We start from the raw sequence: 14,546 nt of genomic DNA, 5'->3' as shown, positions 1-14,546 counted from the left end.
GTGGGGGTTCACCATCGCCCCGCGACGGCCCGCCGCATGGCGCAAGCAGCACCGGGCGTCGCATCGTGCTCACTCCGCAGCATCTATGGTCCTCGGCTAGGGACTGGGACAGGTCACGCCGGCGCGACGAGGGTCCTCTGCGACGTGTTCCTTCTTCTGTTACACCTCAGGTGCTGTGACCTGCGGAGGCAGGGGGACAGCGCGGCATGCAGGGGAAGTTGGGAAAAATTCTTGCCCCGGGCATCCGGATCCGGCCTCGTCGCCCGTGACCACGGCCAGCCGCAGCCGGGGCATCCCGTCCCTGCCCATACTGCCACCGTACGGAGCGAGAACAACTGCCGGGAGCCCCCACGAGGACTCACACGGCAGCGAACTTCCGCAACAGCGCGTCCCTGACCTTCGGCTTGCACCACCCGTCCGCAGGGATGAACAGGATGCACATGCAGCCCGCTTCACGACCCGCACTGCTGGGAAGGAAACTCGGCTGACGGCCCTTTCGTATGTCCGTCCGTCAAGGGCGCCAGACGAGTTGCCACCCTGGCGGTGCCGTTGGACGAAGGACATGGGGGCCGGATGAGGAGAATCCAGAGCAGGGGCCGTGGCCCCGATCTCCCACGCCGCAATACATGGCAGCGACGGACGATGGCGAGAACGCAGGCGAGGAGTCGTGGCCCCGGCCGTCCACGCCGTGCCACGTGGGCAGGACGCTCTCTCGGCTGGATCATCACGGCAAACAAGGCATTACTCGCCGCGATCAGTGCCGGTCTCGTCGGGATCGTCACGGCTTGGGTCACGGGGTTGCCGAACCTTCTCGTTGCCCAGCTGAGCGATCCGGCGCCGCCGCTGACGGCCACGGGCACTTCCTCACCCGGCAGTTCGGAGGCGGCGCGGAAACATCCTGCACAACCGACCGAAGAGGACTGTGCTCTCGCGGGCGTCTACGCCGTACCTGGCACTGGGTACGCCACCCGCCCTCGTTCCACGGCGGATCTGTCCGCGTGGCTGAATGATGCCGCCGATCCCGACGCGACATCAGGCGAGTACGTGTTGCAGGCCAGAGCTGGTCAGACGGTTGTTGTGACGGCCTTCCACACGGTCCTGATCAGGAGGGTTCCGGCACCGCGGGCAACGGTGGTCACCGTGTTCTCTCCCTGCGCTGGCGCCCCCGAGATCTTCTACCACGCCTCGGTGGACCTCGACGCGGCAGATCCCACGCCGAAGCTCACAAAGACGGTGAACGAGTCCAAGAGGGTGCCCGTCGACCGCTTCGAGGACACGGTCACCAACGACTCACCGCTCGTTCTCGATTTCGAGGCCTCGTCTGCCAAGTACGACGTGACGTGGAAGTTCCGAATCGACTACACCGTCGATGGCCAGTCGAAGACCGCTTGGATTCCTGACGCTACGCATGCGTTCCACACGCTCGCCACACGACCCGACGCCCCTGAGCTGACCTATTCTCCCGGAACAGGCGGCATGTGGACCGTCCGAAAGGGGTCGCCAGACTGACAACGTCCATGCTCACCCCCAACCTGCACTCTTCTGGCAGGGGCGCTTCAGGAACAGGCACTCTCAGCCAAGTGACGCGGTAGCCGGGGAGAAGGTGCAGCCGAGCAGAAGCCTGTGGTCGGGTCAGCGCAGGCGGACCACGGTGACGACCGCGTGCCGGGTCGTGCCCGCCACGACTTGCACCACGATGTCGCCCCCGGCGGGCGTGCAGGCGTCGCCGGCCTTCGTGGACGCGCGCCCGGGCTGGGGGACCAGGCGCAGGGCGACGGCAGCGGCGAGTGCCGTGGTCAGGCGCTGGGACAGCGCGACGCGTCCGTCGGGAAGCTGTACGGCGAGTGCCCGCGGCTGGCGCGCGGTGCCGGTGAACCCGGCCACGGTCGCCTCGATCGTGTCCGCGTGGCGGATCTTCAACCACGACGTCCCGGTGCGGCCGGCTCGGTAGGGGGAGGTGGTGCGTTTGGCGACGATGCCTTCGACGCCGTGCTTGTTGTGGAGGGTGTTGTACCAGATGAGTGCGGTGTCGCGGTCGGTGGTGGCGGAGACGGCCTGGATCGGGGTGTGCGCGGGCAGTTCTGCCAGGAGGTTGAGGAGGGCTGCGCGGCGCTCGCTGTACGGGCGCGGCCGGACGTCGTCGGATGGCAGTTGCAGGGTGTCGCAGGCGATGTAGTGCGCGGGGAGCTGGGCGGTCAGGTGGCGGGCGCGGACGGGGGAGGAGGCGGCTCGGGCTTGGGCGGCCTCGAAGCTGATCCGTCCGTCCTCGGTGGTGATGACAGCCTCGCCGTCCAGAACGGTTCCGGCCGGGGGGGTGGTGGCCTGCGAGGCCGAGATCTCCCCATGTGGCGGTGACGTCGCGTCCGGAGCGGGCCTGCAGGCGGACCCCTTCGCCGGTCCGCCACATGATCATTCTGTGGCGGCTGAGCTGCCCAGTCTCCGCCGGTTCGCCCAACACCTCGAACGCGACCTCGACGCCGTGACCGCCGGCCTCTCGCATCCGTGGAACTCTGGTGTCGTGGAGGGCCGTGTCAACCGGATCAAGATGCTGAAGCGCCAGATGTTCGGCCGCGCAGGATTCGAACTTCTCCGTAAGCGAGTCCTGTTGACATGACTGAGCGTCACCAGGGCTCGTTCGCACAGAGTTTGCCCCCAGCCCGAGATCGACGCATAGGGTGCTGCCGTGAGCAGCGAGAGTGTGTATGCAGGCCGGTTCCTCGGGGAGTTCCAGGAGCTTGAGCATGGCCGCACGGACGGACCCTCACTGAGGGATTGCGTGCGAAGAGAGGGCGAGGCATATGAAGCGGATCTCGTTCGCTACCTGCGTGCCGGCTCGCTGCTGGCCGCGACCACCTCACGAGTCCACGACGTCCTCAGCTCCAGAAACGAGCTGATCGGCGGCGTGCATCTCCTGACTGACGGTGAGTGGTTCTGGTACACGGACCTGGCGCACTACGTCGAGCACTACCACGTTCCCCTGGACGCCCGATTCGTCGACCACGCATGTGGCCGCGGCTGGAGACCGCCTCAGCTGAGCGACGCCGAGCTCGTCCGGATCGCCGATGCCTTCTTCCCCGACGACGTCTCTGCACCGGCAGTAGAGGGTTTGTGAGACACCCAGAACCGGGGCCGCTCGACTCCTTGACTGCATGAGGTGTCTTTCCCGCCGGATGGTTCTCGGGCGACCTTGACCGCCGTCACATGAAGATCGACAGTGACGCTGCGTACGTGACCACAAGAAGTGGACCAGAGCCTTTCTTCGGGAGTCATTTGTTGGTGACTTCGGGAGTCACCCTGTGACGAAGATTGCTAGTTGACATCGGGCGACGTTCGTGACCTGCACTGATGCCAACCAGCTTCCGCGGCCGGAAGCACAGAATCAGGGAGATAGTTGGCACTTTGGTACAGCGCAGGTCACGGTACCTGTGGCGACCGCGCCTCCGACATCGTTGTCGAAAGCGCGGCCTGCACGAGGCGCGGCCCTACGGGATGCAGCACGCCCCGAGGGGACACCGGACGCCGGGGAGTGTGGTCGGCCTACGGCGTGTAGTGGGCGTCACTGCCGTACAGCTCCCTGGTGAACGCGGAGACATCGGCGCTGCGATCGGCGCCGTCGAGGTTGTACGTCAGATAGACGCCGTATCCCTCACTGACCGTGCGGCGGGCGAGGTTGGCGGCCGTGCTTTGTGAGGTTCCGCCGATCTCGACGGCCGCCGGCGACAGCTTCGACTTGGGCAGTGCGATGCCGGGGACCTGCCAGGTGCCGTAGTACGGGTTCCAGGCGTAGTCGAACTTGGACGAGACGTCGACGCCGCCGTAGGACAGGCGCGACGCGGCCGGACCGATGTTGTAGAGGCTGATGATCTTGTCCGGCATGTTGGCACGCAGTGCCGACACCAGGTACACGAACGAGCTGGCGTTGGGCTGGCCGGTGCCGTTGTTGCCGTAATCGGCGTACTCGTCGTCGAAGTCGATGCCGTCGAGGCCGTATTTGGCCACGGTGTCCGACAGTTGTTTCGCGAACGTCGAAGCCGCCTGCTGGGACGGGAAGTTGGCGAAGCCCGCGCCCTGGTGGTTGCCGAGCACCGAGAGGACGACCTTGATGCCCTTCTGCTGCAACGGCCGTATCTGCGTGGCGGCGTTGTCGAGGACGCGTTGCACGTTCTCGTTGAAGTACAGGGTCGCCGCCTTCGTGCCCGTGTTGTAGTTGATGTTCGCCGCGAAGATCACTGCGACGTCGAAGACGTTGCCGCCGCCGTTGGCGAGGGTGTACTTGCCGACGTTCAGCATGCTGTTGTTGTTCACCTCGACGTACGCCACCGAGGTTGGTCCCTGTTTCGCGGGAGCGGGGGCCGCTGCCGCGCCGGTCGTGGCGGTCGCGCCTAAGGCGAGGGCCGTAATGGCCGAGAGTACGAGCGTGGCCGTCCGTATTCTGCTCCGCACTGGAGTGAACATCGTTGATCGGTCTCCCATCGCATGGAGCGGCGCCCGACCTGTTCGCGAGCGCCGAGAAAGCCCCCCGGATCTTTCCGTTCCCGTGACCGAACCCCCAGAACCATGCGGGAACTCTTCACGACTCCCACGCACGCACGTCGCACCGTAACCCTGGTCCCCGGCAAGGGAGTTACTAGAACGCTGTGCTGCCGCGCCGGCCCAGGCCGGCGACCAACAGAACCCATGGAGATCGGCATCGACGCGATCACCGCCGGCGCGGACGAACCAGGCATGCACGCCGCGGATCCGCAGCACTGGAGCAAACGGTCAGCCGCTCCTCTCCAGCAAACCTCAGGTTCCGCTCCTCGCGGATCGAACGTCTGACCGGTGTCAACCATCCTCTTTTGCACCAACCAAGAATCCTTGTCATACACCCAGGAGATCAGCTCTGGAATTCGAGCGAAGGGCGAAGGCATCTCGTCCGAAGGCCTGCGGCGGCTGGTCGAGTGCGTCCGTGCCGCGCTCGACCAGCAACGAACCGGCCTTGAGGAGGTGCATGGCGACTGGGTGGTGTTCATGCCGCAAACAGGGTGGGCGCTGAGTCTGGACGACTTCCTCATGACCCGGCTGGTCGAGCTCGCGGTGCATATGGATGACCTGGCGGTCAGCGTGGGCCTCAGCGCGCCGGATCTCCCGGGCGCGGCCCTCGATCCCGTGGTTGCGCTGCTGACCGGGCTTGCCGTCCGGCGTCATGGCCAAGCGGCCCTGCTGCGTGCCCTGACGCGTGCGGAGCGGGCGCCAGTTGCGATCAACGTGTTCTGAACGTTGCGTCAGCTCGCGTCAGCCCGTTCGGCCTGGGCTTGGGTGTGGTCGAGGCGGTAGGACTCGGTGCCGGTCTGGATGATGGCGCCGTTCAAGGTCAGCCGGTCGACGGTAGCCGCGCAGAGCCGCGGATCGGTGAACGTCTTCGTCCACCCATCCGGGGCTGGCACATGTTCCCTTTCGAGGATCACCGCTGGTCTTGTCAACTTGGTGGGGTTCGAAGTGTGTTGGGGCTTGACGGGGCCGAAGGGAGCCGTCGGCCGGTGCTGTGGTCAGGGTGCCGCAGGTACGTCTGTGTTCTTGTTCCAGATCGTGAAGCGGATGGTCATCTCGGCGCGGTGGTCGGGGGCGGTCAGAAGGGGGCGGCGGGGCCGGAAGTGTGGCGAGACGGCGCTGGACACCGAGAGGAATTCTGGGCGCCGGCGGGTGAGCGGAAGCCCTTCATGGCGCGTTCGCGCCGGCGGGTCGGCTGGTGGGAGTTCTCCGCCCGGTTGTTCAGGTACGTGGACTGCCGGTGCTCGACGGAGCGCATCAGCTCGCGGTGGGCGACGCCGTAGCCGCGGAGCTTGTCGGTGACCAGCGCCCGCGGCACCCTGCGCTGCTTCTTCATCAGCTTGGCCATGAACCGCCTGGCGGCCTTGGCGTCGCGCCTGCTCTGGACAAGGACGTCCAGCACGTTGCCGTCCTGGTCGACCCGCGCGCCACAGGTACCGCCGCTCGCCGTTGATCTTTACGAACACCTCGTCCGGGTGCCGCTTGTCACCGGCCCGGGGCTTTCGGCGGCGCAGCCCGGCCGCGTACGCGGGTCCGAACTTGGCGCACCACTGGCGGATCGTCTCGCAGGAGGCGATCACGCCGCGGGCGAGCATGAGCTCCTCAACCACGCGGAAGCTCAGCGGGAAGCGGTGATACAGCCACACGCAAGTAGGCGATGATCTCCGCCGGGTACCGGAACCCCTTATACGACGGCGACCCCGCGTCCAAGAGTGCCCTCCCCGCGATCACAACCCCAAGATCATCCCAAACCTCAGCCAAGTTGACGACGCCCGTCACGCAAGCCTTCGCAGAGCATCCCGATGCCCCGATCATCCGCAGCTTTCCGGGACTCGCCTCACTGACCGGCGCCCGGATCCTGGCAGAGATCGGCGATGACCGGACCCGCTTCGCCAACGCCGGATCACTCAAGGCCTACGCAGGAAGCGCCCCGCTCACCAGGCGCCAGAGCCCACTACGACCGCCGCCGAGAGGCCGGCGACCGCCACGTGGCCGCACAGAGGAACCTCTTCAACCGCTTCATGGGAATGCTGTTCTACTGCCTCCAGAACGGTCACCTATACGACGAAGCAATCGCCTTCCCGCAGCCGTCACCCGAACTCGCTGCAGCAGCGGCTTGACGCCTATCGGCGTGGGATGTCTTGTCGGTCAGGACCGTATCCGGCGTCGTGCGGGGGCGGCCGATCCGCTGGGCGCCGCCCGCACACGGCCGGGGCCCGTTGGGGTGGGCTCCGGCGGCGTGCTGGTCAGCGCGCACGATCGTGGAGTCGACGGCGACGACCCGATCGAGGTCGCCCTCGGCGTCTGCCCGCGCGAGCAGAGCGGTGAAGATCCGTTCCCACGTGCCGTCGACCGCCCACACCCGCAACCGCCGCCCCGTGCTCACCGACAAAATCAGCCGAACATTCCCTGAGCGCTGCCCAGTTGGCAGTACCGGGACGCCTCGGGGTTGCCGGTGCCGGCGGCCCGGAGAACTCCCGCCATCACAGGTCACAAGGCACGTCTTCCGTCGCCAAGGAACCCGCAGGCGGTCACCGATCCATGGATCCGTCTTCAAATCTTGCGCACAAATTCCACACGCCCCTCTCTTCAGACGGGCCCCGATGGTCTAGATTGACCGTGCTTCACATGCTGGGACACGAGGCGACAAATGGTGAACTATGGGTCCGACGATGCAGACGGCCAGTAGCCGCGTCGCTTGCGCCAGACATGGGGGTGATCATTTCTTGGAGCCCGAGAGGGGCTTTGGGTGCAGGGAGCATCCGAGGTTTCGACGGGTTCCCGCGCACCTCAAGAGCCTGGCAGGACATGCGAGTCTGCTGCCGCCAGGGTGGGTTGTTCACGTAGCTCTGAAATAGCCGGGATGTCATGCGCGGGGGGCGGGGGCGTCCCGAGGGGAGGAACAGTGCGGGGGCGGGGGCCTCCCGCAGGGGGGCGAAACAGTGTTAGGCGAACACGTCGAACCACTGGGGACCTTGGGGGGTTCTGTGCGGCAGGGGGGAATAGTCGGCCCCTATTCGTCGGCGCGCGGGCGTCTGGCGGACGGGGCAATCAGCCAGCCCGCGATCGAATGGGAGCAGCGGTACAGACGTACCGTGATCATCAGCGACACCGTGGCCACCGCCCTGGTGGTGGCGGCGATCGGCGACTTCTTCGGGGCCCGGGACGCGGCCAACTGGCATGAGAAGTGGGGAATTCTCGCCTTCGGCACCCAAGTGCTGGTGCTGGGAGCGCTGGCGGTGAGCCGGTCGTGGGCTCCGGCCGTACTCGGCCAGGGCGCCGAGGAGTTCCGCCGGCTCGGACGTTCACTGTTCACGGCGACCGTCGTCCTGGCGCTCGGCGGGATCGCCCTGACCTCGCGCAACATCAAGCTCTGGATCTTCGTCGCGATCCCCGCGATCGCGCTCGTCACCATGACCGCGCGGTATCTGCTCCGCCTGTGGCTGCACAAACAGCGCAAGGAAGGACGATGCCTGAGACCGGTGCTCGCTGCCGGGAGCCCGCCCACCGTGCGCGACCTGATCAACCGGACCCGCAAGTTCCCGCACCTCGGCTGGCGGGTGGAGGCGGTGTGCACGACGGACGGCCGCGGGCTCGACGGTGACCAAGGCGGGCTCGACGGCGACCAGTTGGACGGAGTGCCGGTCATCGGCCTGCTGGAGGACGTCGCCAAGCACGTCCGCCACGACGGCTACCGTGTCGTCGCGGTCACACCGGACCCGCACTGGTCACCGGACCGGCTGCAGCGACTGGCCTGGAACCTCGAAGGCAGCGACGCCGAGATGATCGTGGCCCCCGTGCTGATGGAGGTGGCCGGCCCACGGCTGCACGTCGACGCGGTGCTCGGGATACCGCTGCTGCGGGTCAGCATGCCGACCTTCACCGGAGGCCGCCGGGCGATCAAAGGGGTCGCCGACCGGATGGGCGCGGCGGTCCTGCTGGTGCTGTTCGCGCCGCTGATGGTCCTCGTCGGGCTGCTCGTGCTGGTGGACAGCCGAGGCGGGGCGTTATACCGCCAGCGCAGGGTCGGCAAGGACGGCCGCGAGTTCACCATTGTCAAGTTCCGCACCATGGTCGCCGGGGCCCACGGGGCACGTGCCGAGCTGGCCGACCGCAACGAGGGCGCGGGCGTGCTGTTCAAGCTCCGCCGGGATCCGCGGGTGACCCGGGTGGGAGCGGTGCTGCGCCGGTACTCGCTCGATGAGCTCCCGCAGCTCTTCAACGTGCTCACCGGATCGATGTCGCTCGTCGGTCCACGGCCTCCGTTGCCGGAGGAGTGCGCCGCGTACGACCCGGACATCCGGCGGCGACTGCTGGTCAAGCCCGGGCTCACCGGCCTGTGGCAGATCAGCGGACGCAGCGACCTGTCGTGGGAGGAGGCGGTCCGCCTCGACCTGCGGTACGTGGAGGACTGGTCGCTCGCCCTGGACACAGTGATCTTGTGGAAGACGCTGCGTGCCGTGCTCCACGGGCAGGGGGCCTACTGATGCGCGGGGGTCGTCCGACCGGCGCGCGGACCGCAGGCCGCAGGGGCCTGCCTGGGGGGAGAGACCGGTCATGAGAGTCAGCGTTTTCGGGCTCGGCTACGTGGGCTGCGTATCGGCCGCGTGCCTGGCCAGCATGGGGCACGAGGTCATCGGAGTGGACGTGAACCAGGTGAAGGTCGACCTGGTCAACGACGCCAAGGCTCCGGTGGTGGAGGAACGTATCGGCGAGCTCCTCGCCGAGGTCGTGCGGACCGGAGCGCTGCGCGCCACCCGCGACGTCCACGAGGCGATCATGGGCAGTGAGGTGTCGCTGGTCTGCGTGGGCACGCCGTCCGAGCCCAACGGCAGCCTGTGCACCACGTACTTGGAGCGGGTTACCGAGGAGATCGGTGCCGCGCTGGCCGAGCGGGGCGGGCGCCAGACCGTCGTGTTCCGCAGCACCATGCTCCCGGGCACCTGCCTGAACCTGCTGGTGCCGATCCTGGAGAAGAACGTCGGCGGCACGGCCGGGGTGGACTTCGGGGTCGCGGTCAACCCGGAGTTCCTGCGTGAGGGCACGAGCGTGCGGGACTTCTTCGACCCGCCCAAGACCGTCATCGGCGAGCTCGACCCGGCGAGCGGCGACGCGGTGACGGCGCTGTACGACGGCTTGCCCGGCGAGGTGTTCCGGGTGCCGGTGCCGACCGCCGAGGCGATCAAGTACGCGGACAACGCGTTCCACGGCCTCAAGATCGGCTTCGCGAACGAGCTGGGCGCGGTGTGCCAGGCGCTCGGGGTGGACTCGCACCAGGTGATGGACGTGTTCCTGGCCGACCGCAAGCTGAACATCAGCCCCGCCTACCTGCGGCCCGGCTTCGCCTTCGGTGGCTCCTGCCTGCCCAAGGACCTGCGCAGCCTGGTCCACGCGGCGCAGCGGGCCGACGTCTCGGTGCCCATCCTCTCCCACGTGCTGGCCTCCAACTCCGACCATCTGCAGCGCGCGGTGGACCTGGTCGAGCGCACCGGCAAGCGCCGGGTGGGCCTGTTCGGGCTGTCCTTCAAACCCGGCACCGACGACCTCCGCGAGAGCCCGCTCGTCGAGCTGGCGGAGAGGCTCTTCGGCAAGGGCTACGACCTCAAGATCTACGACGCCAATGTGAGCCTCTCCCGGCTGCTCGGCGCGAACCGCGAGTACATCGAGAGCCGGCTGCCGCATCTCGCGCAGCTGCTCGCGGACTCCGTCGACGAGGTGCTCGAGCACGCCGAGGTGTGCCTGGTGGGGACCAAGGACCCGGCCGTGCTGTCGGCGCTGCCCCATGCGGGCGGACCGGTGATCGTCGACCTCATCCGCCTTCCCGACGCCGAGGCGCGCCGGGCCGAACCGGGGTACATGGGCCTTGCTTGGTAACGCGACCAGCGGCGACGGGACGAACCGTCGCGCGCTGATCCTGGTGGAGAACCTGTCGGTGCCGTTCGACCGGCGCGTGTGGCAGGAGTGCACGACGCTGCGCGACGCGGGCTGGGAGGTGCACGTCATCTGTCCCAGGGGGGAGAAGCGGGACACGGAACCGGAGGCGGTGATTGACGGGGTGCGGATCCACCGCTACCCGTTGCGCGCGGCCACCGGAGGGCCGGCCGGCTACCTGCGGGAATACGGATCGGCGTTGTGGCACACGGTCCGGCTGGCCCGCAAGGTCGGCCCGGTCGACGTGGTCCACGCCTGCAACCCGCCCGACCTGCTGTTCCTGCCGGCCCTGTGGATGAAGCGGCGCGGCGCGCGGTTCGTCTTCGACCAGCACGACCTGGTACCCGAGCTGTACCTCTCCCGGTTCGACCGCGGCGAAGACCTGCTCTACCGCGCCGTGTGCGCGCTGGAACGGCGGACCTACCGGGCCGCGGACATCGTGCTCGCCACGAACGAGAGCTACCGGGACGTCGCGCTGCGCCGTGGCGGCCGGCGGCCGGAGGATGTCTTCGTGGTGCGCAGCGCGCCCGCGACCGACCGGTTCCAACCGGTGCCGCCGGAGCCGGAGTTGAAGCGCGGCAAGCCTCATCTGTTGTGCTACCTCGGCGTCATGGGCCCTCAGGACGGCGTCGACTACGCCCTGCGGGCCCTCGCGAAGCTGCGCGACGAACTCGGACGGACCGACTGGCACGCGGTCTTCGTCGGCGCAGGCGACGCCTTCGACGCGATGGTGGAACTGTCGCGGCGGCTCGGTCTCTCCGAACAGGTGCAGTTCACCGGGCGCATCCCGGACGCCGACCTGGTGCGCTACCTGTGCACCGCGGACGTGTGCCTTTCCCCCGACCCGCGCAATCCGCTCAACGACGTGTCGACCATGAACAAGGTCCTGGAGTACATGGCGATGGGGCGGCCGATCGTCTCGTTCGACCTCCGGGAGGCGCGCGTCTCCGCCGGTGACGCCGCCGTCTACGCGCCCGCCAACGACGAGGCCCAGTTCGCCAAGCTCATCGCGCTGCTCCTCGACGATCCCGAGAAGCGGGCCCGGATGGGCAAGATCGGCCAGGAGCGGATCAGCGGGCCGCTCTCCTGGCGGAACTCGCAAGCGTCGCTGCTCGCCGCCTACGCCGCCGCCTGCCGGGACCATGCCCCGGTGTCGGCGGGTGGGCCGGTCCGTACGGGGAAGAGGCCGCACCATTGAATGACGACACGATCCGCCTGGTCACGATCGGACGGATTCTCCGTCGGCGGTGGCGGCTTCTCGCCGTCCTCGCCGTAGTGGGTGCGCTCGTCGGCTTCGGCACCTCGGTGCTGGTGCTTCCGCCGCGGTACACGGCAGAGGCATCGGTACTGCTGCCGGGGCAGTGGGAGGAGCGCGAACTGCTGACCCAGGTGGACATCGCGACCAGTTCGGCGGTGGTCGACCGCGCCGCCGCCGCGCTCAACTGGAAGGGCGTCAACGGCACCGAGCTGCGGGACGACGTGAGCGCCAAGGCCGCCGACGGGAACATCATCAAGATCTCGGGTACGGCCGACACCCCGGAGCGCGCCCAGCGGCTCTCCGACCAGGTGGCCCAGCAGTTCGTCACCTTCGCCACCCGCATCGCGGGCGGCAGTACCGACCCCCAGGCGGATACGGCGACAGAGGCACTGCGGAAGCAGGTGGCGGAGACCAACCGCCGCATCACCGACCTGGCCAACGCGGCCAACCCGGGGCAGACCGTGGAGGGCGTGCAGGCCCGCACCGAGCTCGAGGGTCTGCGCACCGGGCTGCAGGACGCCATGAAGAAGCTGGAGGAGGCCAACCCGGCGACCGCCAAGGCCAGCATGGTCGTCATGGGACCGGCGCCCCGGCCGACCGGCGCGGCAGCGCCGACGCGGATGCAGCTCATCGCCGCCGGGGCGCTGCTGTTCTTCCTGCTCGCGGTCGTCGGCCATCTCGCCGCCGCACGGGTGAGCCGCCGATTGCGCACCGAATCGGAGATCGCCGCGGCGCTCGGCGCGCCGTTCCTCGGCACCGTCGACGTGCCCGGCGAACGGCACGGGCACCGGCCCGAAAGCCGTGGCTCACGGGCCCGGCTCCGCCGGCTTCTCGGCATCGACACCCGGTGGGACATACCTGCCCCGCAGAGATCCGGCGATGAGGCCGAGAGGCGGATCCGCTACCGGCGGGTGTGCGCTCGCCTCCGGGACCAACTGCCTGCCCCCCGGCGGCTGCTGGTCGTCGTACCGGAAGGCGACGAGGTCGCCCGCCGGGCCGCCGGACAGCTCGTCGCCGAGGCCACGAGTGATCCGCAGCTGCGGGTGGTGGAGGTCTCGGTGGACCGGCCGATCGTGCCGGACCGCGACACCGAGTCCGGTGCCCTGGCCGTCCTCAGCCCGGGCAACTGGACCGCCGAGGAACTCGCCGGCATCGCCGAGGCGTGCGCGGACGGCGGGCACGAGGTCGTCGGCGTCGTCGTCGCCGGCACGGTCCGCACCCGCCCGGCGCGGACTGCCGACCGCCCTTCTGACGAGGCCACCCTGGCGCTCGCGGTTCACGGCCACGCGACAGGAGATTCAGCGTGACGACGAGCACGACTTCGGAGTCGTCGGCCGCCACTCCGCTCCTCGACCTGCAGGCGCTGGTGGTCGCGGTGCGCAGACGTCGCCGTCTGTGGAGCGCCATGGCGCTGCTCGGACTGCTGATCGGCGCGGCCGTGGCGGTCCTGCTGCCGCCGGCACCGGCCGCGGTGACCAAGGTGCTGGTCGCGCATCAGGAGGACCAGCCGAACGACACCGGAACGCTGATCCGCACCGACGCCCAGCTGCTGGCGACCTCGCGGATCGCCGGCCAGGCCCTGCGGATCCTCAAGTCCCCGGAAAAACCGGAGGACCTCATGCGGGACTACCGGGGCACCGGACTGACCAACAACGTCCTCCAGATCGATGTGACAGGCAAGACCGACGCGGAAGCGGTGGCCCGGGCCAAGGCACTGGCCGAAGCGTTCGTCGCGGACCACGCCAAGCGCATACAGGACATCGCCAACGCCAACGCCCAAGGCCTGCTCGACCAGCGCGCCCGCATGCGGGCGGAGCTCGCCGACGTCAACAAGGCGATCGGCGGCCGGACGCCCGACACCGACCCGAAGGACGCGGCGAACCTCGAGTCGCTCTTCGCCCGGCGGGCCGAACTCACCTCACAGATCTCCGACTTCGGCCAGCGCGCCGAGGAGGCCCGGGTCGGCGCGCCCCAGCTCGTCGCCGGCACGCAGATCGTGGACGCCCCGCGCGCGGTGCGGCACTCCCTGCCCAAGGCCGTCGTCACCAACGGCGTGATCGGACTCGTTCTCGGGCTCTTCCTCGGGCTCGCGCTGGCCGCGGTCGGCGTGGTGGTGGCGGACCGCCCCGTGCTGCGCCGGGACATCGCGGCGAACCTCGGTGCCTCGGTCATCGCGGAGCTGCCCCGCCGGTCGGGCAGGCTGTGGCAGCGCCGACGGACCCGGGTGGCACGCGAACGGCTCACCACGACACTGGCCCGCACCGTGCGCGGCTCCGCGGAACCGCTGTCGCTGTTGGAACTGGGCTGCGCCCGCAGCACGAGCGTGATCGCCCTGAACCTCGCCCGGGCACTGGCGGCGGACGGGCCGGTGGTCGTCATCGACGGTCTCCCCGGCCCGCAGCTCGCAAGGCGCCGCCCGAAACCAGGAGACCCCACCGTGGTCGGCGGCGAACGTGCCGCGGCCGTGTCGCCTCAGGAGCACCGGATCGGCGTCGGCTCGGTGGCGCCCGGCACGGCGTGGACCGACCTCCAGTATCTCGGCACCCAGACCGTGCTCGTCGTGCGTGCCGGGCACGGCAGCGCCGCATGGCTGCACACAGTGGCGCGGCAGCTCGCGGACCAGCGCATTCCGGTGATCGGTGTAGTGCTGATCGACCCCGATCCGCGTGACCGGACCGACGGCACGCTGTGGGACGGGCTGCACACCGCGCTGCGCGGCCGGAGCGAGCGGCCGGCCCTGCAGAACGGGACGGGCCGGCGGCGCGCGGAGCGGCAGCCGATGCGGGCCGCTCGGGTCCCGGACGACGACCAGGAGGTGCGGTAGGAC

The 14,546-nt window shown here is 68.9% G+C and carries 11 protein-coding genes and 5 pseudogenes; 10 read left to right on the top strand and 6 right to left on the bottom strand.

Annotated features, from left to right (window positions below):
* The first annotated feature begins 642 nt into the window (after nucleotides 1-642).
* Nucleotides 643-1,509, top strand: coding sequence for a hypothetical protein (locus OG568_RS52065; protein ID WP_329537099.1), 867 nt, complete (start codon nucleotides 643-645; stop codon nucleotides 1,507-1,509).
* Between the two features lie 123 nt (nucleotides 1,510-1,632).
* Here the strand turns inward: OG568_RS52065 and OG568_RS52060 are convergent, their stop codons facing one another.
* The gene (locus OG568_RS52060; protein WP_329537098.1) at nucleotides 1,633-1,920 is read right to left on the bottom strand and encodes a hypothetical protein; all 288 of its coding nucleotides are present in this window, start codon (nucleotides 1,918-1,920) and stop codon (nucleotides 1,633-1,635) included.
* A 51-nt stretch (nucleotides 1,921-1,971) separates the two neighbouring features.
* Nucleotides 1,972-2,256: pseudogene (locus OG568_RS52055) on the bottom strand (DNA ligase); the annotation flags it as partial.
* A 184-nt stretch (nucleotides 2,257-2,440) separates the two neighbouring features.
* Here OG568_RS52055 and OG568_RS52050 point away from each other — a divergent pair.
* A pseudogene (locus tag OG568_RS52050) lies at nucleotides 2,441-2,614 on the top strand (transposase); the annotation flags it as partial.
* 69 nt (nucleotides 2,615-2,683) lie between these two features.
* Entirely contained in the window at nucleotides 2,684-3,112 is a 429-nt protein-coding gene (locus OG568_RS52045) for a hypothetical protein (RefSeq protein WP_329537097.1), read from the top strand.
* A 425-nt stretch (nucleotides 3,113-3,537) separates the two neighbouring features.
* Here the strand turns inward: OG568_RS52045 and OG568_RS52040 are convergent, their stop codons facing one another.
* Nucleotides 3,538-4,455, bottom strand: coding sequence for an endo-beta-N-acetylglucosaminidase H (locus tag OG568_RS52040; protein ID WP_329537096.1), 918 nt, complete (start codon nucleotides 4,453-4,455; stop codon nucleotides 3,538-3,540).
* Nucleotides 4,456-4,821: 366 nt separating this feature from the next.
* Between OG568_RS52040 and OG568_RS52035 the strand changes: the two genes are divergently transcribed.
* Nucleotides 4,822-5,256: a hypothetical protein gene (locus tag OG568_RS52035; RefSeq protein ID WP_329537095.1), complete on the top strand. Its 435-nt coding sequence runs from the start codon at nucleotides 4,822-4,824 to the stop codon at nucleotides 5,254-5,256.
* 8 nt (nucleotides 5,257-5,264) lie between these two features.
* Here OG568_RS52035 and OG568_RS52030 read toward each other — a convergent pair.
* Together OG568_RS52030 and OG568_RS52025 are read right to left on the bottom strand one after the other, a co-directional pair.
* Nucleotides 5,265-5,411: pseudogene (locus OG568_RS52030) on the bottom strand (ATP-binding protein); the annotation flags it as partial.
* Nucleotides 5,412-5,528: 117 nt separating this feature from the next.
* Nucleotides 5,529-6,240, bottom strand: a pseudogene (locus OG568_RS52025) (IS6 family transposase).
* 52 nt (nucleotides 6,241-6,292) lie between these two features.
* Here OG568_RS52025 and OG568_RS52020 point away from each other — a divergent pair.
* Nucleotides 6,293-6,650: pseudogene (locus OG568_RS52020) on the top strand (transposase); the annotation flags it as partial.
* Here the strand turns inward: OG568_RS52020 and OG568_RS61840 are convergent.
* Nucleotides 6,584-6,916: a hypothetical protein gene (locus OG568_RS61840; protein WP_443077991.1), complete on the bottom strand. Its 333-nt coding sequence runs from the start codon at nucleotides 6,914-6,916 to the stop codon at nucleotides 6,584-6,586. The pseudogene OG568_RS52020 and the gene OG568_RS61840 sit on opposite strands and share 67 nt — an antisense overlap.
* A gap of 601 nt (nucleotides 6,917-7,517) precedes the next feature.
* On the opposite strand from OG568_RS61840, the gene OG568_RS52010 reads away from it, so the two are divergent.
* The 5 genes from OG568_RS52010 (at nucleotide 7,518) to OG568_RS51990 (ending at nucleotide 14,543) form a co-directional block, all read left to right on the top strand.
* Nucleotides 7,518-9,017: a sugar transferase gene (locus OG568_RS52010; protein WP_329537094.1), complete on the top strand. Its 1,500-nt coding sequence runs from the start codon at nucleotides 7,518-7,520 to the stop codon at nucleotides 9,015-9,017.
* A 70-nt stretch (nucleotides 9,018-9,087) separates the two neighbouring features.
* A complete protein-coding gene (locus tag OG568_RS52005; RefSeq protein WP_329537093.1) occupies nucleotides 9,088-10,404 on the top strand; it encodes a nucleotide sugar dehydrogenase in 1,317 nt (438 codons plus the stop codon).
* Nucleotides 10,394-11,659, top strand: coding sequence for a glycosyltransferase family 4 protein (locus tag OG568_RS52000; RefSeq protein WP_329537092.1), 1,266 nt, complete (start codon nucleotides 10,394-10,396; stop codon nucleotides 11,657-11,659). Before OG568_RS52005 ends, OG568_RS52000 begins: the two co-directional genes overlap by 11 nt.
* Nucleotides 11,656-13,026: a Wzz/FepE/Etk N-terminal domain-containing protein gene (locus OG568_RS51995; RefSeq protein ID WP_329537091.1), complete on the top strand. Its 1,371-nt coding sequence runs from the start codon at nucleotides 11,656-11,658 to the stop codon at nucleotides 13,024-13,026. The genes OG568_RS52000 and OG568_RS51995 overlap by 4 nt, the downstream gene beginning before the upstream one ends.
* The gene (locus tag OG568_RS51990) at nucleotides 13,023-14,543 is read left to right on the top strand and encodes a Wzz/FepE/Etk N-terminal domain-containing protein (RefSeq protein ID WP_329537090.1); all 1,521 of its coding nucleotides are present in this window, start codon (nucleotides 13,023-13,025) and stop codon (nucleotides 14,541-14,543) included. The genes OG568_RS51995 and OG568_RS51990 overlap by 4 nt, the downstream gene beginning before the upstream one ends.
* Nucleotides 14,544-14,546: the final 3 nt, after the last annotated feature.

Source organism: Streptomyces sp. NBC_01450 (assembly GCF_036227505.1).
Taxonomy (GTDB): domain Bacteria; phylum Actinomycetota; class Actinomycetes; order Streptomycetales; family Streptomycetaceae; genus Streptomyces.
This window is presented reverse-complemented; position numbering and strand designations above follow the sequence as displayed.

Bases quoted from the DNA above. Each gene is read 5' to 3' on its own strand.
- OG568_RS52065 (WP_329537099.1), top strand. From the start codon at position 643: ATGGCGAGAACGCAGGCGAGGAGTCGTGGCCCCGGCCGTCCACGCCGT.
- OG568_RS52040 (WP_329537096.1), bottom strand. From the start codon at position 4,455: ATGTTCACTCCAGTGCGGAGCAGAATACGGACGGCCACGCTCGTACTC.
- OG568_RS52005 (WP_329537093.1), top strand. From the start codon at position 9,088: ATGAGAGTCAGCGTTTTCGGGCTCGGCTACGTGGGCTGCGTATCGGCC.